Genomic DNA, 24454 nt, shown 5'->3' with positions numbered 1-24454 from the left:
TTGTGTTTGGATTTTGCCGAAATTTGTTTTGCGGGTTTCAGGCTGCCTTTATCTTCCAAAGGCAGCCTGAAATGGGATGTTTACAAATCGCACAGTCTTTCAACGCTGGGGGCGTAGTAATACGCACCGCTGATGGCGGTGGAGATGCGTTCTAGCAGGAGATCGGTTAGCCCGTCTTCGCTGTCGCCAAACATGTGTTGCAGTTGGATTTCTATGTTGCGCAGTTTGCCAGCGTAGGCGATGAAGGCGAGTCCGTGTTCGCCTGATGCGGTGCCGTAGGGCAGGCTGCGGCGGATGATTTTGAGCCCTTTGCCGTTTTCTTTGATGTTGGTGCGGGCAAGGTGGGATGCGGGCAGGCGTTCTGTTTTGGGGAATTCTTCGTTGCTCTCTTTGCTGCGCCCGATGCTTTCTTCTTGCTGGGCGACGGTGTAGGCATCCCATTTGGCGAGGTCGTGCAGGTAGCGTTGGATGAGTACATAGCTGCCGCCGTGTTCGTTCAGCCCGAAGTTGCTGATGGCTTCTTCGCCTGTGGGGTTTTCGGTGCCGTCCACAAAGCCGTCTAAGCCGCGGTCTTGATGGCGGCGAAAGCCGTGGGTTTCGTTTTGTACGGCGATGCTGTCGCCAAATGCGGCGAGTACGGCTAGGGCTAGGGTGAAGTTGGTGTCGTGGTTTTGCGATTGGATGTGGATGAGCAGGTCGTGCTGGGTGGCGGGGGCTTGGATTGCGCCTTTGCCGTAGCCTGGGAAGTTTTTCAAATCGGGGGCTTCGTTGTGTTTCAGGCTGCCCCAGTAGTTTGCGCCAAAGGCGATGGTCATGCCGAGTTGGTCGTTGGGGAATTGTTGTTGCACGTTGGCAAGGACTTGTTGCGCGGCGCGGCAGGCGGCGGGGATGTTTTCAGGCTGCGTGATGTTGGCTTCTATGATGATGGCGTTGAGCGCGTGTTCGTTGAACAGGGGGGATTGGGGGGTGGTCATGGCGGTGTCCTTGCGGGTTGTGGTTGGTTAACATGGTTGGTGAAATCGCAATGGTGCTGCGTTGCCAACGCCCATATGCGATTCGTTTTCGGGGCGTGATTTGTGTTGCCGTTTTCAGGCTGCCGAATCGTGGCTGCGGATGCGGGCGATGAGTTGGGCTAATGCGGGCAAATCGCGTTCGGTGAGCCCTGTGTCTGCGGCGCAGAAGTGGACGCGCTGGCTGTGGTGGTGAAAGTAGCTGCGGGCATCGTCTAGGGCGAGCCACGGTTCGTTGGGGATGAGGTTATCGGCAAGGTAGCACAGGATTTCTTGCTCGCGCGGGGCGATGGGGCTGGTGGCGACGTGTTCGGGTGTTTTGCCGATGATGCGCTGGGCGATGTCGGGGGAGAAGGGGCGGCGTAGGGCGGCAAGGTCGCGCCCGTGTCGCCACGTGGATGAGATGACGAATTGGATGCGGGCGTTTTCAGGCTGCCTGAAAAAGCGTTCAAAGAGGGGGACTTGGCTGAACATTTGTTCTTGGCGAAAGGCGTAGGCGGAATGGAGTACGCCGTCGAAGTCTAGAAATAGGAGCATGGGAGGCAGCCTGAAAGGGGGGATGGGGTTTTAGCTTCGCAGAAGCTCATAAATTCGTTTTCAGGCTGCCTAAGATGGGTGTTCGCCTGCTATAAGGCAGCCTGAAAATGAAGTGGCTTACTCGGGCGCGGTTAAGCCGAAATGTTCAAATGCGCCGGCGGTTGCCATGCGCCCGCGCGGGGTACGCTGCAAAAAGCCTTGTTGAATAAGGTAGGGTTCAATCACGTCTTCTATGGTGTCGGTGGATTCGCCGATGGCGGCGGCGATGTTGTCTAGTCCAACGGGGCCGCCGCTGAATTTGTGCAACACGGCTTCTAGGAATTTTCTGTCCATCATGTCCAGCCCGATTTTGTCCACGTCTAACATGGAGAGGGCGGCATCGGCGATGGGGGCGGTGATGCTGCCTGTGTGTTTGACTTCGGCGTAGTCGCGCACGCGGCGCAGCAGGCGGTTGGCAATGCGGGGGGTGCCTCGGCTGCGGCGGGCGATTTCTAATGCGCCGTGTTCGTCTAAATCCATGCCCAGCAGTTGGGCGGAGCGGGCGACGATGGTGGCTAAATCGCGGGTTTCGTAAAATTCCAAGCGGGCTACGATGCCGAAGCGGTCGCGCAGGGGGTTGGTGAGCATACCTGCGCGGGTGGTTGCGCCGATGAGGGTGAACGGGGGCAGGTCTATTTTGACGGAGCGGGCGGCAGGGCCTTCGCCTATCATAATGTCTAGCTGATAGTCTTCCATGGCGGGGTAGAGGATTTCTTCTACCACGGGGCTGAGGCGGTGGATTTCGTCGATAAACAGCACGTCGTGCGGTTCTAGGTTGGTGAGCAGGGCAGCGAGATCGCCTGCGCGTTCCAGCACAGGGCCCGAGGTTTGGCGCAGGTTTACGCCCAACTCGCGCGCGATGATGTTCGCCAGCGTGGTTTTGCCTAACCCTGGGGGGCCAAACAGCAGGCTGTGATCCAGCGCTTCGCTGCGCTTTTTGGCGGCGGCGATAAAGATGGCAAGCTGTTCTTTGGCTTTGTGTTGCCCGATGTAGTCGGCTAGGGTTTTGGGGCGCAGGGCGCGTTCTAGCTGCTCTTCTTGGGCGGAGAGGTTTTGCGCGGCGATGAGGCGGGGTTGGGTGCTGGTGGTAAGGTTGTCGGTTTGGAGCATGGTGTTTTTTGGTTTGGATGATGTGGCGGCTTGAGATGTTGGGGCAGCCTGAAAATGATGATGGTGCTTCGTAAGAAAGCCGTTATTCGTTTTCAGGCTGCCTATATTGACGCATTCAGCGCGATGCTTTCCGCATCCCATGTTGCGCCGAAGTGTTGCTGGATGGCTTGCACGGCGGGGTCTTGTTCCATCAGGCTTTGGGCTTGGGCGCGGTTTTCGGCGGCGATGCGGCTGCGGTGCATGGCGGGTGTTTCCCAGCCGTTGCCCTCGGCGAAGGGTTGGGTTTGGATGTGGATGGGGAGTTGGTAGGCTTCGCTTAATGCGCTGGCGATGCGGTTAAAGTATTCTTTTTTGGTGGTGTTTTTGGTTTTCTCAGAAACGATGGCTAGGTGCAATTCACCGTCTTGGTAGGCAACCCACGCGGTGTGATCCAGCAGCATACGGGCGGCGGAGATTTGGTTGCTGATGCGCTCGGCGATGGCTGCCCAGTTTTCGGCGGCAAAAGGGGGGTAGGGGGTGTGGGCTTCGGGTTGGGTTTCGTTGGGGGTTTCGGTTTTCAGGCTGCCTGAATGGTTGGTTTGGGCTACGCGGGGGGTGGTTTTTTTTGAGGTGGATTTTTTGGGGGCGGGTTGGGGGGCAATGGGTGGAGTGGGAGTATCGGGTTGGGCTTCGCTGAAAGGTGCTTCGTTCGTTTTCAGGCTGCCTGAAACGGTGGCGGCGTGTGCTTCGCTGGCGTGGGTGGCAACGGTTTTCAGGCTGCCTACGGGGGAAGCGGGTGTGGCTGGTGTGGTTTCTGCTTTCGCAGTCATGCGCTCGTTAGCAGGGGCGGAGTGAGTGGCTTGCGGTTCGGGCGCGGTGGTTTCGTTGGAATGGGGTGCGCTGTTGGTGGCTTTGTCTGCATTCGCTTCGCTGATGGTTTCGCCCATGTTGGCGGATGCGTTTGCGTTGGTTTCGTTGGCGGTTTCTACCGTTGGCGTTGGCTCCAAAGCGGTACCCAAAGTTGTAGCCAAACCAGCCGCATCCGTTTTCAGGCTGCCTGAAAAGGTTTGGGCTGCTGGCGCGATTTCTGTCGCTGGCTGACTGGCTGGCGCAACGGTTGGCGTAACAGTAGGCACAACGGCTTGCGGTTCAACGGCTTCCGTTGCATCCGCATGGTTTTCATTCGCTTGAGCTGCGTTGGGTTGCGCTTCATCCACACCTGCGTTTTTCAGGCTGCCTGAAACGGTTTGAACTGTTGGCGCGATTTCTGCCGCTGGCTGACTGGCTGGCGCAACAGTTGTCGTAACAGTAGATGAAGCAGTTGATGTAACGGCTGGCGGTTCAACGGCTTCCGTTGCATTCGCATGGTTTTCACGCGCTTGGATTACGCTGGATTGTGCTTCATTCACGCCTACGCTTTTCAGGCTGCCTATGGGCGGCGCGGCAGGCTCGTGCATTTGCGTGTTTTCAATCACGGCGTTGGCGGGCACATCCTCCGCCGCAAACGGCGCAAAGGCGAGCATCCGCAGCAGCGTCATCACAAAGCCTGCGTATTCATCGGGCGCAAGCGGCAGGTCTTGTTTGCCGTGCAGGGCGCATTGGTAGTAAAGCTGGATTTGCTCGCTGTTAAACGCGCGGGCAAGGGCGTGCAGGCGGTCGTGTTCGGGGTCGTCTGCGGCGATGGCGGTGGGCACGGTTTGCAGCAGCGCGATGCGTTGCAACAGCAGGGCCAGCTCGGCTAACACGCTATCAAAGCCGAGCGATTGGCTGTGCATTTCGCTGGCTTTGGCAATCAACGCCGCGCCGTTTTTTTGCGACAAAATTTCTAGTAATTCAAACAGATAGCGATTGTCTACCGCGCCTATCATATTGCGCACATCGGCTTCTTGCACGCTGCCCGAGCCCATGGCGATGGCTTGGTCCAGCAGGCTGAGGGCATCGCGCATAGAGCCTTGCGCGGCGCGCCCCAGCAGAGTGAGTGCGGCGGGCTCGTAGGCGATGTGTTCCGCGTTTAAAACGTGCGCCAAATGGTCGGACACTTGCTGCGCGGTCATATTGCGTAAAACTAATTGTAAACAACGACTTAGCACCGTAATCGGCACTTTATGCGGGTCGGTGGTGGCAAGGATAAATTTGACGTGTTCGGGCGGCTCTTCCAGCGTTTTCAGCATGGCGTTAAACGCGGATTTGGACAGCATGTGCACTTCGTCAATGATGTAAACCTTGTATTTGCCTGCCGTGGGCGCGTATTGGGCGTTTTCCAGCACTTCGCGGATGTTGTCTATGCCCGTGTTGCTGGCGGCATCAATTTCCAGCAAGTCCACAAATCGTCCCGCATCAATGGCTTGGCAGGTGGCGCAATGTCCGCAAGGCTCGCCGTGTTGCGCATTTTCGCAGTTCAGGCTTTTGGCGAGAATGCGGGCGATGGTGGTTTTGCCTACGCCGCGCGTGCCTGTGAGCAAGTAGGCATGGTGTAAACGCCCGTTGGCAAGGGCGTTTTGCAGGGCTTTGACAACGTGTTGTTGCCCCACGAGGTCGGCGAAGGTTTTGGGTCGCCATTTGCGGGCGAGAACTTGGTAGGTCATGGCTGGAAAGTTTGTTAAGAAAATGGGGCGAATTTTAGCATATTTGGCAGCCTGAAAATTTGGCACACTTGGTAGGATGGTTACAAAAAAGGGCAGTTTGTGCGTGGCGTTGGCGGTTGCGATGGTTTTCAGGCTGCCTTATGCGTTGGATTAAAATTGTTGTTTTTTCAATTGGTTAAAATATTTACACAGTTCGTGTAATGAAACAAGATGCTTTTCAGGCTGCCTTAGCAGGCGGGCGCGGTGGCGTGGGGGAATGTAAAGATACGTTAGTTTTTACACGAGTTGGCACGGCAAATGCTACCAGTTTGGTAACTAGATTCTTTATCCTAGACCGATTTCTTGCCCTGTGGCACAAGGAGACTGTGATGAAAAAATTATGCTTAGCTTTGGTTTTGCTTACTGGCATCAGCAGCGCGTGGGCAGCAGGTTCTGCGGTGCAATTGGGCACGTTTAGAGAGTCGGATTACGCGCAAAGGATGGTGGCGAACGCGGCTTTGGCGGGCGTGCCTGCTTCGGTGAAAGAGACCAAATCTGCGGACGGCACACCAATGTATCACGTGCGCACGCCGCGCATGGAACGGCAGCAGGCGGAGCAAACGGTGGAGCGTTTGCGCAAAAACCAGATTGATGATTGCTTGATTTTGGATAATTGAGCTGACTTTTGATGGGGTTTCAGGCTGCTTGTTTGTGAGAGTTCGAGTGGTCTGAAATTTTTAGTGGGACAGGGTGATGCCTGTCCTTTTTTTTGTTTGGGGCGGGGTGGCTTATGTTTTGTGAATAGGCAGCCTGAAAACCAATCTGTCCGATAAAAAACCGTTTGGCTTAACACCAAACGGTTTTGTGTTTTCAGGCTGCCTTGGATGATTTGAGGCAGCCTGAAACGCAATGCACAATGGAGCGTCGGCGGTTTGACGACATGTTAATCAACCAGCGCAGCTTAATTTAACGCGCCATTTGGCGACGAGCTGTCGCCGTTCCATTTTCAGGCTGCCTTTGTGCGCCGCCACTCAATCCCACTCCGCCACCACAGGCGCGTGGTCGCTGGGGCGTTCTTGGGCGCGGGCTTCGCTGTCGATGTTCACGCTGCGCAGGCTGTCGCGCAGGGCGGGACTAATCAGCAAGTGGTCAATGCGCAGCCCCAAGCCTTTGGCGAACATCGCGCCGCGATAATCCCACCATGTGTAGTGCGCGCCGGTGGGGTAAATGTGCCGTAATGCGTCATGTAGCCCGAGGTTGAGCAGGTTGGCGAACCATTGCCGTTCTTCGCCGGAACAGAGGATTTTTTCGTGCCAGCGTTGCGGGTCGTACACATCGTCGTCGGCAGGGGCGATGTTGAAGTCGCCCAGCAGCACGAGCTTGGGGTGTTGGGCGAGCTGGTCGCGCACATATTCGGTGAGCGCGGCAAACCATTGGCGTTTATAGGCGAATTTGGGGCTGTCGAGCGCTTCGCCGTTTACGCAGTAAACATTGATTACGCGGATGTCGTTGATGGTGGCGGCAATCACGCGTTGCTGCGGGTCGTCGGGCAGCGCGGGCAGCCCTGTTTGCACGTCTTGCAACGGGTGGCGGCTGATGATGGCGACGCCGTTGTAGGTTTTTTGCCCTGCCCATGCGGTGTGCCAGCCCATCATGCGAAAGGCGGCGGCGGGGTATTTGTCTTGTTCCAGTTTCAGCTCTTGCAGCACCAATATATCGGGCTGGTGGGCGGCGAGCCAGTCGCTTACTTGCGGCAGGCGCACGTTGAGCGAATTAACGTTCCATGTGGCGATTTTCATGCGATGTTCCGTGGTTACGATGTTTTGACAACATTTAGGCAGCCTGAAAACGAGAAAACGGTTTTCAGGCTGCCTGTTGCGTTGTTTACCAATGGTTATGCGCCTGCGGCTCGTGCGGCGTTTTGGTCGGGGTTAATCAGAATTTCTACGCGGCGGTTTTGGGCGCGGCCTGCTTCGGTGCTGTTATCGGCAACGGGTTGGCGCGAGCCTTGTCCTGACACGCTCATGCGGTTAGCTGCCACGCCGTGTTGGTTCAGGTAGTTGGCAACGGATTGGGCGCGGTTGTACGACAAGGGGTTGTTGATGGCATCGTTGCCTGTGTTATCGGTGTGTCCCACGATGGTGATGGTGGTGTCGGTGTAGGTTGCCAGCGTTTGCGCGGCTTGGCTCAACGAGTTTTGCGCTTGGGCGGAAAGCGTGGCGCTGTTGGTGGCGAAGGTTACGGCGGCGGGCATGGTTAATTTAATTTGGTCGCCTTGACGATCCACGGCAACGCCTGAGCCTTGCAGTTGTTCACGCAATTTTTTCTCTTGGTAATCCATGTAACCGCCTACGCCAGCGCCTACTGCGCCGCAAGCCAAGGCAGAATTGCGCGCGCCTTTGCCGCCGTGGGTTAATGCGCCCACGATGCCGCAGGTGGCTGCGCCGCCCAAGCCGTAAAGCGCGGTTTTGCTGATTTTGTTTTGCCCTGTGGTGGCATCGGTTACGCAGCCGCTCAATGCGAGCGCGGCGGTGAGGGCGGCAAGTGTGGTGGTTTTCATCAGTTTCATGTGCGTTTCCTTTAATCAAAGGTGGATGGGATGGCCGGGCCTGGTTTCAGGCTGCCTGAGAGGTAGCCGCGCAATATACCGATGTTTCGGGGATAAGGCCAGTTGCCTTAACGAGAAATTACTTTGAAACGCGGGTTTTTTTCGCTTGGGGCGGCTTGAAATGGCTTGCCAAGGTAGCCTGAAAATCGGTTTCAGGCTGCCTTCCCCCACATTTGGCTGCGCGAAAACAGCAGCAGCAACACCAAGCCTATGCTGGTGGCGGCGAGCATCGTGCCTGTCATCACCAACGCCGTGCCGTTGTGCAAAAAGGCAACCGAAAAGCCCGCCAGCGAGCCAATCAGCGATTGCGTTGCCGATAGCGCGGCGTTGGCACTGCCTGCGATTTCGGGCTTGAAGTTGCTCATAAACAGGGCTTGGGTGTTGGCGGCGATTAAACCTTGCGTGCCCACCGACACCATCACCAGCGGAATCAACAATGCCAGCGGCGGCTGTTTGAACCACAACACGCTGGCAACAAGGGCAATATTGGCGCAGCCTTGCAGCGCGATGCCGACTTTCAGCAAATCGCGGCTGTGCCAATCGCGGCGCAAGCCAAACGCGGTCAGCCGATTGCACAGCATCATGGTTACGATGTTGCAGCCAAACACCCAAGCGTATTGATGCGAGCTTAGGTTGTATAACTTCATGTAAACAAAGGGCGATTCGCTTAAAAACGCCATCATGGATGAAAACGAAGCGGCTTGGTAAAACAAAAAACCAAGCGCGGGCAGCGTGGCGAACACTTGGCGATAGCGGCTGCCGATTTGTTTAACGTGCGACAGGCGCAGCGGCTCGGCGGATTTGTGTTTGGGCAAAAAGCGAAACAGCAGCGCGAACACGATGCTGGCATAGACAAACAAAAAGGCGAAAATGCTGCGCCAGCCCGTGAGCGATTGCAACGCCGAGCCGAGCATGGGCGCAACCAGCGGTGCCAGCATCAAAATGATGCCGATAAGGGTGAACATTTGCGCCGCTTCTTTGCCTTGATAATTATCGCGCACCAACGCGCCCACCACCACGGCAGACATCCCGCCGCCCAAGGCTTGCACCATGCGCAACGCCATCAGCTGCTCGGCATTTTGCACAAAAATCAGCCCCGCGCAGCCAATCAGAAAAATGGTTAAGCCAAACAGGGCGATGTTGCGCCGGCCTTTGATGTCGGACAGCGAGCCGCCGAGCAATTGCCCTGCGGCAACGCCAAACATAAATGTGCTGAGGCTTTTTTCAATTTGATGGATGTCGGCTTGCAGCGCGGTGGCGATGTTGGGCAGCGAGGGCAAGTAGGCATCAATAGACAGCGGCATGATGGCGATAAGCATCGCCATCAGGAATGCCATTTGTTTGGTGGAGAGGGGGCGGGCTGTTTGCATGGTGTGAACACGTGATTAAGATGAGGCAGCCTGAAAACGGGAAAACGGGTTTTCAGGCTGCCTATAAGGTAGTTGTTAAACGGAGCGGATTATACGCTTGGGGTGGGGAAAGCTCAAACGGGAGAACGGGTTAGCGGTTGCGCGTTGGACAATCGAGCCGCGTCGCTAGCCGTTTTTTACCGCCGCCAGCACGGCTTCGGCGTGCCCTGCCACTTTCACTTTGCGCCATTCGTGCACGATATTGCCTGCGCTGTCTAACACGAAGGTGCTGCGTTCAATGCCCATGTGTTCTTTGCCGTAGAGCTTTTTCAGTTTCAACACGTCGAATTGCCGGCACACGGTTTCATCGGTATCGCTGAGCAAGGCAAAGGCGAAGCCTTGTTTGGCGCAGAAGTTTTGGTGGGTTTTCACGCTGTCGCGCGAGATACCGACCACGGTGTAGCCCAAGGCTTGAAATTCGGGCAGCAGGCGGTTGAAATCCAAGCCTTCGGTGGTGCAGCCTGCGGTGTGGTCTTTGGGATAGAAATACACAACGAGCGGCAGATGCGCTTGGCTGTGGAAAATATCGCCGTTGGATGAGGGGAGGGAGAAATGGGGCATGGTAAGCTTTCGTGTACGGAGTGATGGATTGGGGTTGCGCCGCGCGGCGTTTCAGGCTGCCGTTGGCAGAATGCGCGGGGCGGACGATAAACGAACGGGCAAAAAACAAACGGGCAAAGCTGCCGCAAACAAATTTTCAGGCTGCCTCAATCGATTAAGGCAGCCTGAAACGCAGTTTATTTAACCGGTTACAAGATGTTCAAATCCGAAACGCGGTCATACATTTGCCCTGGTTCTTTGCCTTCTTCCCACAGGGTGATTTTCAGGCGCAAGTCACTGGCGGATTCGGCTTGGCGCAAGGCTTCGTCTAATGTGATGCGCCCTGCGGTGTAGAGTTTGAACAAGTCTTGGTCAAACGTTTGCATGCCCTCGGATTGCGAGCGTTCAATCAGGCGCAGCATCTCAATCAGCTCGCCTTTCATCATGTAGTCCGCCATCGCGGGCGAGTTAATCAGCAAGTCCACAATCGCGGTACGACCGCCTTCAATCAAACGCGCCAAACGTTGCCCGATGATGCCCACCACGTTGAGCGACAAGTCCAGCAGCACTTGTTTGTGTTGCTCTTCGGGGTAGAAGTTCATAATCCGCTCCACCGCTTGCACGGCGTTGTTGGCGTGGATGGTGAAGAATACCAAGTGCCCCGTTTGCGCCAGCTGCAAGGCGTATTCCATGGTGTGTTCGTTACGCACCTCGCCTACGCAGACTACGTCCGGGGCTTGACGCATCGCAGATTGCACCGCCATAGACCAAGAGTTGGTGTCAATGCCCAATTCACGTTGGGTAAAAATGCTTTTGATTGGCGTGTGGATGTATTCCACAGGGTCTTCAATGGTAACGATATGACCTGCGGCGTGTTTGTTGCGCCAGTCTAGCATCGCCGCCATGGAAGTGGATTTACCCGAACCTGTTGCGCCCGCCAAAATAATCAGACCGCGCGGTTGCATGGCAAGTTCTTTTAAGCCTTGTGGCAGTTTCAAATCGTCCACCGTTAAGATTTTGGTGGTGATGCGCCGCCAAACCATGCCAACGTGTCCTTGCTCATGATACGCATTTACACGATAGCGCACGCCTGTGGCGGAAGTAACCGAATAGTTCAGCTCCAATTCTTCTTCAAAGCGGATGCGCTGCTCATCGCTCATGGTGGAATACACCAAAACTTCGGTGTCTTGCGGCGTGAGCGGTTTGAGCGGAACGGGGGTCAGCTCGCCGTTGATTTTGAATGAGGGCGGGAAGTTCACGCTGATGAAAATATCGGAAGCCAAGCGTTTTTCGCATTCGGCAGACATTTTTTCCAGCAAGGGATGCAAACCGGGTTTTTCTTTTTTCGCCATCACGCTGGCAACGGTTTTTTCAGGCTGCCCTTTGGGCGCGGCTTTGGGGGCTTGCGGTTTCACTTGGTAATCGTTCACAAAGTCTTCCAACAGGTTGGTTAAGCCGGCGGTGGGGTTGTTTTGTTCTGACATGGTGGTCTCCCTTTGTTTGTTACACAATCATATCGGGGTTTTGCGCTTTGGCGCGGGCATCGGCAAGCGACACGATATTGCGGCGCACCAAGTCTTGCAAACATTGGTCAAGCGTTTGCATGCCGAAGTTTTGCCCCGTTTGGATGGATGATTGCATTTGGGCAATTTTGTTCTCGCGAATCAAGTTACGAATCGCGGGGGTGGAAATCATGATTTCATGCGCGGCGACACGGCCTTTGCCGTCTTTGGTTTTCAGCAGCGTTTGCGCGATAACGGCGCGTAATGATTCAGACAACATAGAACGCACCATCTCTTTTTCGGCTGCGGGGAACACGTCGATAATACGGTCGATGGTTTTGGCGGCGGAGGTGGTGTGCAAGGTGCCAAACACCAAGTGCCCCGTTTCGGCGGCAGTCAATGCCAAGCCGATGGTTTCGGGGTCGCGCATCTCGCCCACCAGAATAATATCGGGGTCTTCACGCAGGGCGGAGCGCAGGGCGTTGGCGAAGCTGTGGGTGTGTTCGCCCAATTCGCGTTGGTTCACAAGGCATTTTTTGGATTGGTGCACAAACTCGATGGGGTCTTCAATGGTGAGGATGTGGGCGGAATATTTTTCGTTCACATAGTCCATCATGGCGGCAAGGGTGGTGGATTTGCCCGAACCTGTTGGCCCTGTTACCAACACCAAACCGCGTGGGTTGTCGGCGATTTTTTGGAAAATGCGCGGGGCTTTGAGCTCTTCCAAGGTTAAAACTTTGCTGGGAATGGTACGCAACACGGCGGCGGGCCCGCGGTTGGTGTTAAACGCGTTCACACGGAAGCGGGCGATGTTGGGCAGTTCAAACGAAAAGTCGGTTTCCAAATTTTGTTGGTAGTTTTTGCGTTGCAAGTCGTTCATGATGGAGCTAATCATTGTGCCGACTTCGTCTGCGTTCATTTCGGGCAGGTTGATGCGGCGGATGTCGCCGTTCACGCGAATCATGGGGGGCAGACCTGCGGAGATGTGTAAGTCTGATGCTTTGTTTTTCACGCCAAATGCGAGAAGGTCGGTAATCTGCATAGCTGTGCTCATAATGATGCCTTTGCAAAAGTGGATTGAATTAAGCCCCGTATTCTAAATAATTTTCAGGCTGCCTGAAAGCAAATGTTAAGAAAGGTTGGGATTTTGTTGTATTTCAGGCTGCCTTTGTTTACGTTTGGGATGATGTTTTGGATGATGGTTTGAATGCGGGGTAATGAAAGGCAGTATCACAAGGCGGTCAAATCGTTTACACTTACGCCCCATATCAGGCTCTGCCTATTTTCAGGCTGCCTTTTTATTTTTGCGACCTATTTTTGAAACAACAGGGAACTGTGATGAAACTGTTTTACACGATAATCAAACTTGCGATTTTGGCGGTGCTGCTGGTGTTTGCTTTGATTAACACGGCAAAAGTACCATTTTTCTATCTGCCCAGCGAGTCGCTTGAATTGCCGCTGATTGTGATTTTGTTCGGCGCGTTTGTGGCGGGCGCGCTGTTCGGCTTGTTTGCGCTGTTTGGGCGTTTAATCCATCTGCGTAACGAGAACGCGCGCTTGCGTGCCGAAGTGCAAAAGAATGCCCGTTTGACCACGCAAGACATTACCGCGCCCCAGCCGGTTAACGCAGCCAAAAAATAAGGCAAAACATGGAAAACGCTGACATTTGGTCAATACTTGTGCCGATTATTTTGCTGCCTGCGTTTTTTGCGATGGGCTGGTTTGCCGCGCGGATTGATATGAAAACCGTGCTGAAACAGGCAAAAACCGTGCCCGCAGGCTTTTACGCCAGCTTGGACGCGCTGGTGGATAAAAACACGGGGCGCGCGGCGCATAATCTTGCGGAAGTGATTGATCAACAACAAAATTCGTATGATTTGAATTTAACTTTGGGCAAGCTGTATCGCCAGCGCGGTGAAAACGATAAGGCGATTGCCATGCACAAGGCGTTGCTGGATTCACCCGACACGGTGGGCGACAAGCGCACGCGCGTGTTATACGAGCTGGGTTTGAACTACCAAAGCGCGGGCTTGGTGGACAGGGCCGAGCAAATTTTCTTGGAATTGCAGCAGGGCAATATGGCAAAGCAAGCCAACGAAGTGTTGCTCAATATTTATCAGCAAGACCGCGATTGGGAGCAAGCCATCGCCACCGCGCAGCTTTTGGCGCACGATGAGCAAACGTATCAATTTGAAATGGCGCAGTTTTATTGCGAAATCGCGCAGAGCGAATTGTTTAAATCGCAGTTTGAGCAGGCGCGTGCGCATATTCAGGCTGCCTTGTCTGCCAACAAAAAATGCACCCGTGCCAATATGATTTTGGGCGATATTGAGCAAAAGCAGGGCAACTTTCAGGCTGCCATTGATGCCTACACCGCGATTGAAAAGCAAAACCACGCTTATTTGAGCATGATAGGCGAGAAGCTGTATGACGCTTATGACGCGCTGGGCAAGGCGCAAGACGGCTTGGAAGTGCTGATTGGCTACGCCAAAATGTTCCCGCAGCTGGATTTGAACAGCGTGATTTACGAAAAATCGCTGCTGCTGTGGGGCGAGGAAAAAGCCAACCAAACGATGGTGGAGCTGGTGCGCATCAAGCCCGATTTGAACGGCATGTACCGCCTGCTGGGCTTGCAAATGAGCGATTTGAACCCGCAATGGAAAGCCGATGCCGATATGATGCGCACCGTGATTGGGCGACAGGTGCAGCGCAGCTGGATGTATCGCTGCCGCAACTGCCATTTTAAATCGCAAGTGTTTTTCTGGCACTGCCCCGCGTGCAACAAATGGGAAACGTTTACGCCGAACAAGATTGAGGTGTGATGGCGCATTATCGTTTTCAGGCTGCCTTGGTGGATAGGCAGCTTGAAAAGTATTTATAGGAAAGAGTATGTTTAAAAATAAACACAAATCCAAATACCAATGGGTTGTTTTGGTGTTGATTGTGTTGCTGGCGGTGGGCAAGCAATGGCTGGCGCACAGGCAAAGCCAACAGCCAAACGCGCCGCAAGTAAGCACAACGCAAAGCCAGCCGCAGCCAAGTAGGGATACGCAAAGGCAGCCTGAAAAAGCCGCGCCGCCCGCTGCCAACTTTGAACACATCTTGCAACAAGCCTATCAAAACCACCAAAGCAATCTGCAAATTCAAGGCAGCGGGCGCGTGATTAAAACCTTGCCCGATGACACGCAAGGCTCGCGCCATCAACGTTTTATTGTGAAACTCGCCAGCGGGCAAACGCTGCTGTTTGCTCACAATATAGACCTCGCGCCGAAAATTCGCGGCTTGAAAAAAGGCGACACCATCGCGTTTAACGGCGAATACGAATGGAGCGAGCAGGGCGGCGTGATTCATTGGACGCATAAAGACCCAAACGGTCGCCATGTTGATGGTTGGCTGGAACATAATGGGCAGCGGTATGAATAGCGCGACCAATGTTTTAGCTTCGTAACTCCGCTGCGCTTTTCAGGCTGCCTTAATCGCCAGAGGCAGCCTGAAACCTAAAATTCATCCCAATCATCAGGGCGATGTTTTGCCGCCGCCCAAATAAATGCGTAATAAACCATATAGAATGCAAACAGCACCGCCCCAATCGCCTTTGCTAACGAGGGGAAAATCAGATTGAGCGCATACAACGCGCAGCCTGCCGCTATGATGAGCAGCTGCACACGCAGCGATGGATAACGGAAAGTCATATCGTCAATATAGTCTTGCCGTTCAGATTGCTCGCGTAACCAGTTTTTTAATCCTTCCAGCATATTTCCCTCCTTAAATACGTTTTCAGGCTGCCTCTCGTATTTTACCCCCATTAGGCAGCCTTGCCCCTTTGTCCAAATCTTTGATTTGGGTATAAAGGGGTATATCGCAGCGCAACGCGCAAGATTGAAAGCCCATCCATGCCCGAAACCGCCCAAATCATCACCAGCTACGGCAGACGCTACATCGTCCGCACGCCAAACCAGCAAACCTACGAAGCCAGCACCCGCAGCAAGCGCACCGACTACGCCTGCGGCGATTGGGTGAACATCCAAATCATCAACGGCGAGCAAGCCGTGATTGAAAGCGTGTTGCCGCGCCAAAGCCTGCTGTATCGCCAAGATGCGTGGAAATCCAAACTCATCGCCGCCAACGTAACCCAGCTTTTGATTGTGGTTGCCGCCGAGCCCAGCCCCAGCGAAGCCCTGCTGCAACGCGCGCTAATCGCCGCCGAAGCCGCGCACATCCGCCCCGTGATTGTCATCAACAAAGCCGATTTGCCCAGCACCGCCGCGCTGCAAGCCAAATTGTCGTTTTACGAACAATTAGGTTATAAAATCATCACGTTAAGCGCGTTGGGCGACGTGCACAGCCTGCGCGAGCAACTGCGCGGCGAAACCAATATCTTGCTCGGGCAAAGCGGCATGGGCAAATCCACGCTCACCAACGCGCTGCTGGGCGAAACCCTTGCCCGCACGCAAACCATTTCCGCCGCGCTGGATTCGGGCAAACACACCACCACCCACGCGCAACTGTATGATTTGGATGAACACACTAAGCTGATTGACAGCCCAGGTTTGCAAGAATTTGGCTTACACCATTTGGCAGCGGCGGATTTGCTGGATTATTTCCCTGATTTGCGCCACCTGATTGGGCAATGCCGTTTTCACAACTGCACCCACCGCGCCGAGCCCAACTGCGCAGTGAAAGCGGCGGCGGAACGCGGCGACGTGTCGGCGGAGCGCGTGGCGTTGTTGCAAAAGATTACGGATGAATTGCTGCGCTGATGTGCGAAGCATAAAAGGCAGCCTGAAAACGTGATTGGGCGTTTGGCTGCCTTTGGACTTTTGCAAAGGGTTTGGCTTATTCAACGTGCCATTTGGCGACGAGCCGTCGCCGCTTCATTTTGCTGCGGGCGTTGTCTAGGCTTTCGTGTACCACAAAAAAGGCAGCCTGAAAACGAGCGTGAACCCGTTTTCAGGCTGCCTTTTGCGTGGCGGATGGGCGGGCGTGGGTTTACATCAAACCTCCGCCAGCCGCTTCAACACTTCCTCGCGTCCCAGCATGGCGAGCACCGCATCCACGCTGGGCGTTTTGGCGGTGCCGCACACGGCAAGGCGCAGCGGCATGCCCAGTTTGCCCATTTTGATGCCTTCGGCTTCGCAGAACGAGGCAAACAGCGCGTGGATGCCTTCTGCTGTCCATTCGCCTTCGGGCAGCGCGGCAAGCAGCGCGGCAAAGCGGCGCATGCGGGCGGGCGCATCGGCATCCCAATGCTTGGCAAGGTCGGCTTCGGCGGGCGTGGCTTTGGCGTAGAAATAGGCGCATTCGCTGGCGAGCGCGTTTAAGTCTTGGGCGCGGTCTTTGACAAAGGCGATGACGTCGGCGAGTTTCAGGCTGCCTGAAACGCGGATGCCTTGCTGAGCCAAGCGTGGGGCGACCAGATCGGCAAGGCGTTGGTTGTCGGCGGCTTTGATGTGTTCGCTGTTTATCCACATCAGTTTTTTGCTGTCCATGCGGCTGGGTGATGCGGATACGTCTTTTAAATCAAACCATTGCACGAATTGTTCTATGCTGAAAAATTCGTCGTCGCCGTGCGCCCAGCCCAGCCGCGCAAGGTAGTTCAACATGGCTTCGGGCAGGATGCCCATGTCGGCAAATTCGGTGATGGCAACGGTGTCGCCGCTGCGTTTGGAGATTTTTTTGCCTTGCTCGTTCAAAATCATGGGCAGGTGGGCGTACACGGGGGGCGTTGCGCCTAATGCTTTGAATATGTTGATTTGTTTGGGCGTGTTGTTTACATGGTCGTCGCCGCGAATCACGTGGGTGATGCCCATGTCAAAATCGTCCACCACCACGCAGAAGTTGTAGGTGGGCGTGCCGTCGGCGCGGGCGATGATGAGGTCGTCGAGCGCGGCGTTGGGGATGCTGATTTCGCCTTTTACGGCATCGTGCCAATGGGTTGCGCCGTCCAGCGGGTTTTTGAAGCGGACAACGGGTTGGATGTCGGCGGGGATGGGGGGCAGGGTTTTGCCTGCTTCGGGCCGCCAGCGGCGGTCGTAGGTGGCGGTGCCTTCGCGCTCGGCTTTTTCGCGCATGGCGGCGAGCTCTTCTTTGCTGCAATAGCAGTAATAGGCGTGTCCGCTGGCAAGCAGTTGTTGGATAAGCTCTTTATAGCGCGGGAAATTTTGGGTTTGGTAGACGATGTGGTCGCGGTTGTCGGCGTGTAAGCCTACCCAGTCCATGCCTTGCAGGATGATTTGCACGCTTTCGGCGGTGGAGCGTTCTAGGTCGGTGTCTTCAATGCGCAGCAAAAATTCGCCGCCGTGGTGTTTGGCAAACGCCCATGAATAAAGGGCGGTGCGCACGCCGCCGATGTGGAGGTAGCCTGTGGGGCTGGGGGCAAAACGGGTTTTGATGGTCATAATGGGCTTTCGTTGTGTGATGGGAAAGGGTGGGGATTTTACTGTTTTCAGGCTGCCTGAAAAAGGGGTTGGTTATAAGCAAGAGCACGCGTCTTGCCGCGTACCACGCTTGGGGCGGTGCTTTGTGGTAAGCATTTCAGGCTGCTTTGGGATGGTGTGAAAAATTTTAGCCTGTGGATGGGGGGGAGTGAGGCAGCCTGAAAACGAGCGAAGCGAGTTTCAGCGAAGCTAAAACGTGCCTTTAAAAATGTTTTCAGGCTGCCTCAATCCTCCGCCCACGGGTCGGGGCGGCGTTGGCGTTTTACCAAAATGCGTACCGCGCCATCGTTGCCTTTGTGCGGTTCGCAGTAGGCGAGCACGTCGGGGTGTGCCATCAGCCAGCGGCGCACAAGGTTTTTGAGCACGGGGGTGTAGCCCGATGAACCCAAGCCGCTGCCGTGGATGATTTCGCCGCACACGCCGCGCCGTTTCACAAATTCAATAAATTCGTTGAGCACTTGCTGGGCTTCTTCTTGCGTGTAGCCGTGCAAATCCACATCGGCGACCACTTCGTAATGCCCGTTTTGCAGGCGTTTGATGTCGTTTGCGCCTTGTCCGTTTTTGCTGAATGTGGCGGGGATTTCTAGCTGCACACCCTCGCCTACATAAAAATAGTTGTCTTCGCCCAAATCGGCGGGCTGCTGGCGCGGCTTGATGGTTTTGCGGCTGGCGGGGGCGATGTATTGATTGGCGTTTTTAATCGGGGTTACGTCTTTCATCAGCTCGCTGAAATTGACTTCGGCTTCTTGCGCGGCTTGCTGCTTGGCTTGCGCTTCGGCGGCGCGGCGGGCGGCGGTTTGCGCTTGGGCTTGTTTGTGCAGGGCTTTGAGTTGGTCTTGGTAGTTCATGGTGGGACTTTCGGGGGATGATTGGGGCAGCCTGAAAACGCAAATGGCGCGGCGATGGCTTGTTGCCAAATAGCATTGAGTTGTCGGCGAGCCGCCGACGTTCCATTGGGTGCGGATGCGCTTGCCAAGGCAGCCTGAAAATGGGATTTCAGGCTGCCTTTTTTAGTTTCAGGCTGCCTTTCGTGTAAGCATCACGCCGCTTTCAATATGCGGCGTAAACGGAAACTGGTCAAACAGCGCGGCGGCTTGGATGCGGTGCGTTTGCGTGAGCGTTTGCAAATTGGCGGCGAGCGTTTCGGGGTTGCACGACACATAAATAATGCGGTCAAACCGGGCAACCAGTTGCAGCGTGGCGTTGTCCACGCCTGCGCGCGGCGGGTCGATGAAAATGGTGGAAAAATCGTAATCCGCCAGCGCGATGCCGCTTTCGGCTAGGCGGCGAAAGGTGCGGCAGCCTGAAAACGCTTCGGTAAACTCTTCGGCGGATAGGCGGGCGATTTGGATGTTATCCACTTGATTATGCGCGATATTCCATTGCGCGGCGGCAACCGAGGTTTTGGACACTTCGGTTGCCAGCACGCGGCGAAAATGGCGCGATAAGGGCAGGGTGAAATTGCCGTTGCCGCAATAGAGTTCCAGCAGGTCGCCGCCTGCGCCTTGCGCTTGCTGGCACGCCCATGCCAGCATTTTTTGGCACACGATGGCGTTGGGCTGGGTGAAGCTGCCTTCGTATTGGCGATAGGCGTAGCTTTGCCCGTTTACGGTTAATCGTTCGGTTACAAAATCTTGGCTTAACACGATTTTTTGCCCTTTGCTGCGCCCGATGATGTGGATGCCTAAATCGCGGGCTAGGGCGCGGGCGGCGACTTGCCAGTCATCATCCAGCTTGCGGTGGTAAATCAGCGTTACCAGCATTTCGCCGCTGAGCGTGGCGAGAAATTCGCATTGGTAGAGCCGCGTTTGCAGCGCGGGGCAGCCTGAAAGGCGGTGGAGCAGGCGGGGCATCAGCGCGTTGATGCTACTGTGGACAGCCTGAAAATGGGTGAGCTTAATCAGCGAGGCGCTGGATGCTTTTTGCCCGTGGGCAAACATGGCGTAGCTGATTTGGTCGCTGTCGTGCCAAATGCGGAACTCGGCGCGCATGCGGTAGCCGCTTTCGGGCGATGGGAAAACTTGCGGCGCGGGCGCGGCAAAGGGTGCGAGTAGGGCGGCAAGGCGTTGGGTTTTTTCGGCAAGTTGGGCGGTGTAGGGCATGGCGATAAATGAACAGGTAAACAAAATAAGGCAGCCTGAAAATGGGCTGGGCTTGATGCGCGCGGGGATATGGATTTCAGGCTGCCTCAAATTATAAGCGTTAAACCATGTAAACAAAATGGGTGTGATAGTTAAAATCTTAACCTGTTTCGCCGATAAGTTTACAAAACTTGATGCGAAACATATTTTTTCGCCTGAAACAGGCGTAGCATCACACCCGCGGAACTTGCACCAAAAGTTTTTAGAGTTTTTTTAACCCACGCAGCTCAAAAAGCTGCATTTTTTAGGAGTATTTATCTATGTTCTCCCTAACGCATGACCCACTAGGCAGCATTTGGCTGTCGGCATTGGTGGCAGCGATTCCTATTGTATTGTTTTTGCTCGGTTTAACCGTGTTGAAACTCAAAGGCTTGCACGCTGCTTTGCTCACTTTGGTGGCAACGCTGGTGCTGTCGTTCTATCCGTTTAACCTGCCGTTTGCCGCCGCGTTTGCCGCTGTGGTATCGGGCTTTTGGGCAGGTTTTTGGCCCATTGGCTACATCATCATCATGGCGATGTGGCTTTACCGCTTAACCGTTGCCACAGGAAAAATTGAAGTTATCAAAGGCTCGCTCACCATGGTTTCCGCCGACCAACGCATCCAATTATTGCTGATTGGCTTCTGCTTTGGCGCGTTCTTGGAAGGCGCGGCGGGCTTTGGCGTGCCGATTGCCATTTGTAGCGTGATGCTGGCTGCGCTGGGCTTCAACCCTTTGCAAGCAGCGATGCTGTGTTTGGTGGCCAACGCGGCTGCTGGCGCGTGGGGTGCGATTGGTATTCCCGTGGCGATTGTGGATACGTTTAAGCTGGACGGCGTAACCGCGCTGGGCGTATCGCGCGCAACCAACACTACTTTGCCGATTGTGGCCGCCAGCGTGCCTTTCTTGCTGGTGTGGATTTTGGACGGCTTCAAAGGCATCAAAGAAACTTTGCCTGCGCTGTTGGTAACTTCTGTGGTGTTCACCGTATCGCAAATGGTGGTGAGCTACTTCTTGGGCCCTGAATTGGTGGACATCGTTCCCCCCTTGCTTTCTTTGGCTGCTTTGGCTGCTTTGTGTACCCAATGGAAACCGAAAAACATTTTCCGCTTGGTGGCAGAAGACGAGAGCAACAAAGCAAAATTCTCTACTGGGCAAATCGTGGATGCTTGGATGCCGTTTGTGTTGTTGAGCATCGCGGTGATTGTGTGGAGTATGCCGTTCTTTAAAGGGATGTTTATTAAAGACGGTGTGTTATCGTTTACCACGATTACTTTGGATGTGATGCCTGGTGAAGGCGAAGTGAAAGCCGCGCTGGATTTGGGCAAAGCCACAGGCACAGCGATTTTGGTGGCAACGCTGATTACCATCGGCATGAGCAGCAAAACCTTGTCGTTTGGCAAAGCGTTTGGCGTGTTAAAAGAAACGTTTAAATCGTTCCTCATCGCCATTATTACCATTTCCTGCATCTTAGCGATTGCCAAATTGATGACGTTTACAGGCATGACCAAAGTGTTGGGCGAAGCCATCGCCGAAACAGGCAAAATCTTCCCGTTGCTCTCTCCGATATTGGGCTGGGTGGGCGTGTTTATGACCGGCTCGGTGGTGAACAACAACACCTTGTTTGCGGGCGTGCAAAGCACGGTGGCAGGCAAGCTGGGCATTGACCCCAATATGCTGGTGAGCGCCAACACCGCCGGCGGCGCAATGGGCAAACTGGTATCGCCCCAATCCATCACCATCGCCACAGGCGCGCTGGGCAAAACAGGCGAAGAATCTGCCGTGCTGAAACTGGTGCTGCGATACAGCATCGCCTTGCTGGTGTTTGTGTGCGTGTGGACATTTATCCTGTCGCTGGTACTGGAAGCGGGAGCGCATTAACGCTGTAAACAAAAGCACTCTGGTAAACGGAGTGCTTTTTTTGCGGATGGATGAGGCAGCCTGAAAAGGGGTTGGCTATGGTTTCAGGCTGCCTTTAAATTTTAGATTTCAGGCTGCCTCAGGGTTTTTGCAAACGTTTTAGACGGCAAAGCAAGCATCCGAGGCAGCCTGAAACACAAAAAAGAGCCAAATCAATCGGCTCTTTTATTTTTTACTTCCAATAATTATTCGCCGCCGCAACGGTTTGGAAATGAATGGCAATCACTTGGGATACCAGCGTTAAGCTATCCGCATCGTTTTCGTAAACAGGGCGCAGTTTGCTGCGGATGTCGGGGTCGGGTTGCGTGTATTTCACGCCCATGCGTGCCAGCTTGATGGCAAGTTCGTAGCCTTCTTGCGGCGTGTCGGTGATGAGCGAAGTGATCCATGGTTCCATGATTTTCCCTTATGGTAGTGGGTTGAAAGGCGCGCATTGTAAATAATTGAACAAGGCTAGGCAAATGGCATACAAGGCAGCCTGAAAATGCTGTTCCTCCATCCCCAAAGGCAGCCTGAAATCCGTTTTTCAGGTTGCCTCTGCTATAATTGCGCCCCTTGTTTTTACTACAATTTCCACACGCCAAACCATGTCCCAACCCGATTTAGACCAAACCCTCTCCAAAGACCGCCACTTTCTCCAACGCGCTTTCAGGCAGCCTGAAAAATACGGCGGCATCGCCAGCGTAGAACGCAAATACCAAAAATCCCACGATATTTACTTAAAACGCCTTTCCGCGCTGCCCAAGCCCGAATTTGACAATACTCTCCCCGTCCACGAGCGTTTAAACGACATCAAAACTGCCATCGCCAGCCACCAAGTAACCATCATCTGCGGCGAAACAGGTTCGGGCAAAACCACGCAGTTGCCTAAAATCTGCCTGGAACTCGGGCGCGGGGCGGCGGGTTTGATCGGGCATACGCAGCCGCGCCGCCTTGCCGCGCGTTCGGTTGCCGAGCGCATTGCCGAAGAGCTGGGGCAGCCGATTGGGCAGGCGGTGGGCTACAAAGTACGGTTTAACGACCACACCTCGCGCGATGCCTGCGTCAAGCTGATGACCGACGGCATCCTACTGGCGGAAACGCAGACCGACCGTTATCTCGCCGCCTACGACACAATCATTATCGACGAAGCACATGAACGCAGCCTGAACATTGACTTCCTCTTGGGCTACCTAAAACAACTGCTGCCGCGCCGCCCCGATTTGAAAGTCATCATCACCTCGGCAACGATAGACGCAGAACGCTTCTCCCAACACTTCAACGGCGCGCCCGTGCTGGAAGTGAGCGGACGCACTTATCCCGTCGAAATCCTCTACCGCCCGCTGACCAGCAAAGACGAAGACGACGCAGAAGTGGAGCTGACCGACGCGATTGTCGATGCGGCGGACGAATTGGCGCGACACGGCGAAGGCGATATTTTGGTGTTCCTGCCGGGCGAACGCGAAATCCGCGAAGCCGCCGAAGCCCTGCGCAAATCCACGCTGCGCCGCAACGACGAAATCCTGCCCCTGTTCGCACGCCTGTCGCACGCCGAGCAGCACAAAATCTTCCACCCCTCAGGCGCGAAACGCCGCATCGTGTTAGCAACCAACGTCGCCGAAACTTCACTCACCGTGCCGGGCATCAAATACGTCATCGACACCGGCCTCGCGCGCGTCAAACGCTATTCCGCACGGGCAAAAGTGGAGCAGCTTCATGTCGAAAAAATCTCCCAAGCCGCCGCCCGCCAACGCTCCGGACGCTGCGGACGCGTCTCCGCAGGCGTGTGTATCCGGCTGTTTTCAGAAGAAGATTTCAACAGCCGCCCCGAATTTACCGACCCCGAAATCGTCCGCAGCAACTTGGCCGCCGTCATCCTGCGCATGGCAGCGTTGAAACTGGGCGATGTGGCGGTATTCCCGTTTTTAGAAATGCCCGATTCTCGGTATATCAATGATGGGTTTCAGGTGTTGCTGGAATTGGGGGCGGTGGAGGCCGTCTGAAAAACGTAGGTCGGGCATAAATACCCAACCTATCTGTTAGAAAATTAACAAAAATATATGGAATACAAACATGAGTGATTATGACTTTTTATGGGAAATGAGAGACCTTGGTTATAGCAGTGAAGAAATTATCGAAGCCGCAGCTTGTGGATATGCACCTTACGAGGCTATTTATTTAGAACCTTACGAGGCTATTTATTTAGATGATGATGGAAATACCCAAATTATTGATAATTTATTTGATGATATTAAAGATTGGGATACGAATGTTCAAGTCAGTTATGAAACAATTGAAGACGAAGAAACTGCTTATTTTAAAGAGCAAATATTTAATAGTTTAATTGAAAATGCAAAAGAATATTATTCACTTACAGGAAGATATTTACAAATTTGGGGAGAACTAGGTGAACTTTATGCTGAATTAGAATACGGATTAAAAAGACATAAGGACGTTAACCACGAAGGTTCTGATGGTTTCATTAACGGAAAACTGGTTGAAGTGAAAACCATATCCCCTTTAAAACAACATAACCAAGTAGTCGTGAAGAAAAAAGGAAGTTTTGAACAACTATTAATTGTGCGAATCAGTAAAAATTTTGAATTTAAAGCCAAATTAATTTCAAGAGATAAACTGAATGGGACGACTGGAAAATTCTTAAAAGGAAAAATTAAATAAAGAGTGGATTGGGCATTCATGC

At 54.2% G+C, this 24454-nt stretch carries 24 protein-coding genes; 9 read left to right on the top strand and 15 right to left on the bottom strand.

The genetic code is table 11. The features are described 5' to 3' along the window. Positions 1-80 precede the first annotated feature (80 nt). From H3L93_RS08640 to dnaX, 4 genes are all read right to left on the bottom strand, one after another. Positions 81-974 carry a Dyp-type peroxidase gene (locus tag H3L93_RS08640; protein ID WP_003794060.1) on the bottom strand — a complete coding sequence of 298 codons (894 nt, stop codon included), beginning with the start codon at positions 972-974 and terminating at the stop codon, positions 81-83. Between the two features lie 114 nt (positions 975-1088). After that, positions 1089-1547: an HAD domain-containing protein gene (locus H3L93_RS08635; protein WP_003794061.1), complete on the bottom strand. Its 459-nt coding sequence runs from the start codon at positions 1545-1547 to the stop codon at positions 1089-1091. Between the two features lie 117 nt (positions 1548-1664). Beyond that, on the bottom strand, positions 1665-2696 hold the full coding sequence (ruvB, locus tag H3L93_RS08630; protein ID WP_003794064.1) for a Holliday junction branch migration DNA helicase RuvB: 1032 nt from the start codon (positions 2694-2696) through the stop codon (positions 1665-1667). A gap of 101 nt (positions 2697-2797) precedes the next feature. Next, the gene (gene dnaX, locus H3L93_RS08625; RefSeq protein WP_003794065.1) at positions 2798-5260 is read right to left on the bottom strand and encodes a DNA polymerase III subunit gamma/tau; all 2463 of its coding nucleotides are present in this window, start codon (positions 5258-5260) and stop codon (positions 2798-2800) included. Positions 5261-5628: 368 nt separating this feature from the next. Between dnaX and H3L93_RS08620 the strand changes: the two genes are divergently transcribed. Next, positions 5629-5916 carry an SPOR domain-containing protein gene (locus H3L93_RS08620; RefSeq protein WP_040558118.1) on the top strand — a complete coding sequence of 96 codons (288 nt, stop codon included), beginning with the start codon at positions 5629-5631 and terminating at the stop codon, positions 5914-5916. A gap of 354 nt (positions 5917-6270) precedes the next feature. Here H3L93_RS08620 and xth read toward each other — a convergent pair whose 3' ends face one another. From xth to H3L93_RS08600, 4 genes are all read right to left on the bottom strand, one after another. Next, positions 6271-7038 (bottom strand): exodeoxyribonuclease III, encoded by a 768-nt coding sequence (xth, locus tag H3L93_RS08615; RefSeq protein WP_003794069.1) that lies wholly within the window; start codon positions 7036-7038, stop codon positions 6271-6273. Between the two features lie 95 nt (positions 7039-7133). Further along, a complete protein-coding gene (locus H3L93_RS08610; protein WP_003794071.1) occupies positions 7134-7808 on the bottom strand; it encodes a YiaD family glycine zipper/OmpA-like lipoprotein in 675 nt (224 codons plus the stop codon). 191 nt (positions 7809-7999) lie between these two features. Beyond that, positions 8000-9217 carry a multidrug effflux MFS transporter gene (locus tag H3L93_RS08605; protein WP_003794076.1) on the bottom strand — a complete coding sequence of 406 codons (1218 nt, stop codon included), beginning with the start codon at positions 9215-9217 and terminating at the stop codon, positions 8000-8002. Between the two features lie 165 nt (positions 9218-9382). After that, entirely contained in the window at positions 9383-9817 is a 435-nt protein-coding gene (locus H3L93_RS08600; RefSeq protein WP_003794079.1) for a peroxiredoxin, read from the bottom strand. Between the two features lie 28 nt (positions 9818-9845). Here H3L93_RS08600 and H3L93_RS08595 point away from each other — a divergent pair, with 28 nt between their 5' ends. Continuing rightward, positions 9846-10001 carry a hypothetical protein gene (locus H3L93_RS08595; protein WP_155802951.1) on the top strand — a complete coding sequence of 52 codons (156 nt, stop codon included), beginning with the start codon at positions 9846-9848 and terminating at the stop codon, positions 9999-10001. Between the two features lie 4 nt (positions 10002-10005). Here the strand turns inward: H3L93_RS08595 and H3L93_RS08590 are convergent, their stop codons facing one another. Together H3L93_RS08590 and H3L93_RS08585 are read right to left on the bottom strand one after the other, a co-directional pair. Next, positions 10006-11280 (bottom strand): PilT/PilU family type 4a pilus ATPase, encoded by a 1275-nt coding sequence (locus tag H3L93_RS08590; RefSeq protein WP_003794084.1) that lies wholly within the window; start codon positions 11278-11280, stop codon positions 10006-10008. A gap of 19 nt (positions 11281-11299) precedes the next feature. Continuing rightward, a complete protein-coding gene (locus tag H3L93_RS08585) occupies positions 11300-12340 on the bottom strand; it encodes a type IV pilus twitching motility protein PilT (protein WP_050755560.1) in 1041 nt (346 codons plus the stop codon). A gap of 296 nt (positions 12341-12636) precedes the next feature. On the opposite strand from H3L93_RS08585, the gene H3L93_RS08580 reads away from it, so the two are divergent. The 3 genes from H3L93_RS08580 (at position 12637) to H3L93_RS08570 (ending at position 14721) form a co-directional block, all read left to right on the top strand. Beyond that, positions 12637-12939 carry a LapA family protein gene (locus H3L93_RS08580; RefSeq protein ID WP_003794088.1) on the top strand — a complete coding sequence of 101 codons (303 nt, stop codon included), beginning with the start codon at positions 12637-12639 and terminating at the stop codon, positions 12937-12939. A gap of 8 nt (positions 12940-12947) precedes the next feature. Then, positions 12948-14120: a lipopolysaccharide assembly protein LapB gene (gene lapB, locus H3L93_RS08575; protein ID WP_003794090.1), complete on the top strand. Its 1173-nt coding sequence runs from the start codon at positions 12948-12950 to the stop codon at positions 14118-14120. Positions 14121-14187: 67 nt separating this feature from the next. Then, the gene (locus H3L93_RS08570) at positions 14188-14721 is read left to right on the top strand and encodes a DUF3465 domain-containing protein (protein WP_003794091.1); all 534 of its coding nucleotides are present in this window, start codon (positions 14188-14190) and stop codon (positions 14719-14721) included. 74 nt (positions 14722-14795) lie between these two features. Here H3L93_RS08570 and H3L93_RS08565 read toward each other — a convergent pair whose 3' ends face one another. Further along, positions 14796-15104 (bottom strand): hypothetical protein, encoded by a 309-nt coding sequence (locus H3L93_RS08565; protein ID WP_003794093.1) that lies wholly within the window; start codon positions 15102-15104, stop codon positions 14796-14798. Between the two features lie 87 nt (positions 15105-15191). On the opposite strand from H3L93_RS08565, the gene rsgA reads away from it, so the two are divergent. After that, entirely contained in the window at positions 15192-16058 is an 867-nt protein-coding gene (gene rsgA, locus H3L93_RS08560) for a ribosome small subunit-dependent GTPase A (protein WP_003794095.1), read from the top strand. A gap of 234 nt (positions 16059-16292) precedes the next feature. Here rsgA and gltX read toward each other — a convergent pair whose 3' ends face one another. From gltX to trmA, 3 genes are all read right to left on the bottom strand, one after another. After that, on the bottom strand, positions 16293-17696 hold the full coding sequence (gltX, locus tag H3L93_RS08555) for a glutamate--tRNA ligase (protein WP_003794097.1): 1404 nt from the start codon (positions 17694-17696) through the stop codon (positions 16293-16295). Positions 17697-17959: 263 nt separating this feature from the next. Beyond that, the gene (locus tag H3L93_RS08550; RefSeq protein ID WP_003794102.1) at positions 17960-18583 is read right to left on the bottom strand and encodes a Smr/MutS family protein; all 624 of its coding nucleotides are present in this window, start codon (positions 18581-18583) and stop codon (positions 17960-17962) included. Positions 18584-18751: 168 nt separating this feature from the next. Next, a complete protein-coding gene (trmA, locus tag H3L93_RS08545) occupies positions 18752-19837 on the bottom strand; it encodes a tRNA (uridine(54)-C5)-methyltransferase TrmA (RefSeq protein WP_003794103.1) in 1086 nt (361 codons plus the stop codon). A 299-nt stretch (positions 19838-20136) separates the two neighbouring features. Here trmA and H3L93_RS08540 point away from each other — a divergent pair, with 299 nt between their 5' ends. Beyond that, on the top strand, positions 20137-21735 hold the full coding sequence (locus tag H3L93_RS08540) for an L-lactate permease (protein ID WP_003794107.1): 1599 nt from the start codon (positions 20137-20139) through the stop codon (positions 21733-21735). A 211-nt stretch (positions 21736-21946) separates the two neighbouring features. Here H3L93_RS08540 and H3L93_RS08535 read toward each other — a convergent pair whose 3' ends face one another. Next, complete coding sequence (locus H3L93_RS08535; RefSeq protein ID WP_003794109.1) at positions 21947-22171, bottom strand: hexameric tyrosine-coordinated heme protein; 225 nt, start codon at positions 22169-22171, stop codon at positions 21947-21949. A gap of 190 nt (positions 22172-22361) precedes the next feature. Here H3L93_RS08535 and hrpA point away from each other — a divergent pair, with 190 nt between their 5' ends. Together hrpA and H3L93_RS08525 are read left to right on the top strand one after the other, a co-directional pair. Continuing rightward, on the top strand, positions 22362-23756 hold the full coding sequence (hrpA, locus tag H3L93_RS08530) for an ATP-dependent RNA helicase HrpA (protein WP_003794110.1): 1395 nt from the start codon (positions 22362-22364) through the stop codon (positions 23754-23756). A gap of 70 nt (positions 23757-23826) precedes the next feature. Continuing rightward, the gene (locus H3L93_RS08525; RefSeq protein ID WP_003794113.1) at positions 23827-24432 is read left to right on the top strand and encodes a hypothetical protein; all 606 of its coding nucleotides are present in this window, start codon (positions 23827-23829) and stop codon (positions 24430-24432) included. The last annotated feature ends 22 nt before the right edge of the window (positions 24433-24454 follow it).

The sequence above is a fragment of the Kingella oralis genome (genome assembly GCF_014054985.1).
Taxonomy (GTDB): domain Bacteria; phylum Pseudomonadota; class Gammaproteobacteria; order Burkholderiales; family Neisseriaceae; genus Kingella_B; species Kingella_B oralis.
This window is presented reverse-complemented; position numbering and strand designations above follow the sequence as displayed.

What these genes read in the sequence shown, in the direction of transcription:
- H3L93_RS08535 (WP_003794109.1), bottom strand. Translation starts at nt 22,171, where the DNA reads ATGGAACCATGGATCACTTCGCTCATCACCGACACGCCGCAAGAAGGC.
- H3L93_RS08610 (WP_003794071.1), bottom strand. Translation starts at nt 7,808, where the DNA reads ATGAAACTGATGAAAACCACCACACTTGCCGCCCTCACCGCCGCGCTC.
- H3L93_RS08540 (WP_003794107.1), top strand. Translation starts at nt 20,137, where the DNA reads ATGTTCTCCCTAACGCATGACCCACTAGGCAGCATTTGGCTGTCGGCA.
- H3L93_RS08605 (WP_003794076.1), bottom strand. Translation starts at nt 9,217, where the DNA reads ATGCAAACAGCCCGCCCCCTCTCCACCAAACAAATGGCATTCCTGATG.
- trmA (WP_003794103.1), bottom strand. Translation starts at nt 19,837, where the DNA reads ATGCCCTACACCGCCCAACTTGCCGAAAAAACCCAACGCCTTGCCGCC.
- gltX (WP_003794097.1), bottom strand. Translation starts at nt 17,696, where the DNA reads ATGACCATCAAAACCCGTTTTGCCCCCAGCCCCACAGGCTACCTCCAC.
- H3L93_RS08600 (WP_003794079.1), bottom strand. Translation starts at nt 9,817, where the DNA reads ATGCCCCATTTCTCCCTCCCCTCATCCAACGGCGATATTTTCCACAGC.
- H3L93_RS08635 (WP_003794061.1), bottom strand. Translation starts at nt 1,547, where the DNA reads ATGCTCCTATTTCTAGACTTCGACGGCGTACTCCATTCCGCCTACGCC.
- H3L93_RS08565 (WP_003794093.1), bottom strand. Translation starts at nt 15,104, where the DNA reads ATGGGGGTAAAATACGAGAGGCAGCCTGAAAACGTATTTAAGGAGGGA.
- H3L93_RS08525 (WP_003794113.1), top strand. Translation starts at nt 23,827, where the DNA reads ATGAGTGATTATGACTTTTTATGGGAAATGAGAGACCTTGGTTATAGC.
- xth (WP_003794069.1), bottom strand. Translation starts at nt 7,038, where the DNA reads ATGAAAATCGCCACATGGAACGTTAATTCGCTCAACGTGCGCCTGCCG.
- rsgA (WP_003794095.1), top strand. Translation starts at nt 15,192, where the DNA reads ATGCCCGAAACCGCCCAAATCATCACCAGCTACGGCAGACGCTACATC.
- H3L93_RS08590 (WP_003794084.1), bottom strand. Translation starts at nt 11,280, where the DNA reads ATGTCAGAACAAAACAACCCCACCGCCGGCTTAACCAACCTGTTGGAA.
- H3L93_RS08550 (WP_003794102.1), bottom strand. Translation starts at nt 18,583, where the DNA reads ATGAACTACCAAGACCAACTCAAAGCCCTGCACAAACAAGCCCAAGCG.
- H3L93_RS08570 (WP_003794091.1), top strand. Translation starts at nt 14,188, where the DNA reads ATGTTTAAAAATAAACACAAATCCAAATACCAATGGGTTGTTTTGGTG.
- lapB (WP_003794090.1), top strand. Translation starts at nt 12,948, where the DNA reads ATGGAAAACGCTGACATTTGGTCAATACTTGTGCCGATTATTTTGCTG.
- hrpA (WP_003794110.1), top strand. Translation starts at nt 22,362, where the DNA reads ATGTCCCAACCCGATTTAGACCAAACCCTCTCCAAAGACCGCCACTTT.
- ruvB (WP_003794064.1), bottom strand. Translation starts at nt 2,696, where the DNA reads ATGCTCCAAACCGACAACCTTACCACCAGCACCCAACCCCGCCTCATC.
- H3L93_RS08620 (WP_040558118.1), top strand. Translation starts at nt 5,629, where the DNA reads ATGAAAAAATTATGCTTAGCTTTGGTTTTGCTTACTGGCATCAGCAGC.
- H3L93_RS08585 (WP_050755560.1), bottom strand. Translation starts at nt 12,340, where the DNA reads ATGCAGATTACCGACCTTCTCGCATTTGGCGTGAAAAACAAAGCATCA.
- H3L93_RS08580 (WP_003794088.1), top strand. Translation starts at nt 12,637, where the DNA reads ATGAAACTGTTTTACACGATAATCAAACTTGCGATTTTGGCGGTGCTG.
- dnaX (WP_003794065.1), bottom strand. Translation starts at nt 5,260, where the DNA reads ATGACCTACCAAGTTCTCGCCCGCAAATGGCGACCCAAAACCTTCGCC.
- H3L93_RS08640 (WP_003794060.1), bottom strand. Translation starts at nt 974, where the DNA reads ATGACCACCCCCCAATCCCCCCTGTTCAACGAACACGCGCTCAACGCC.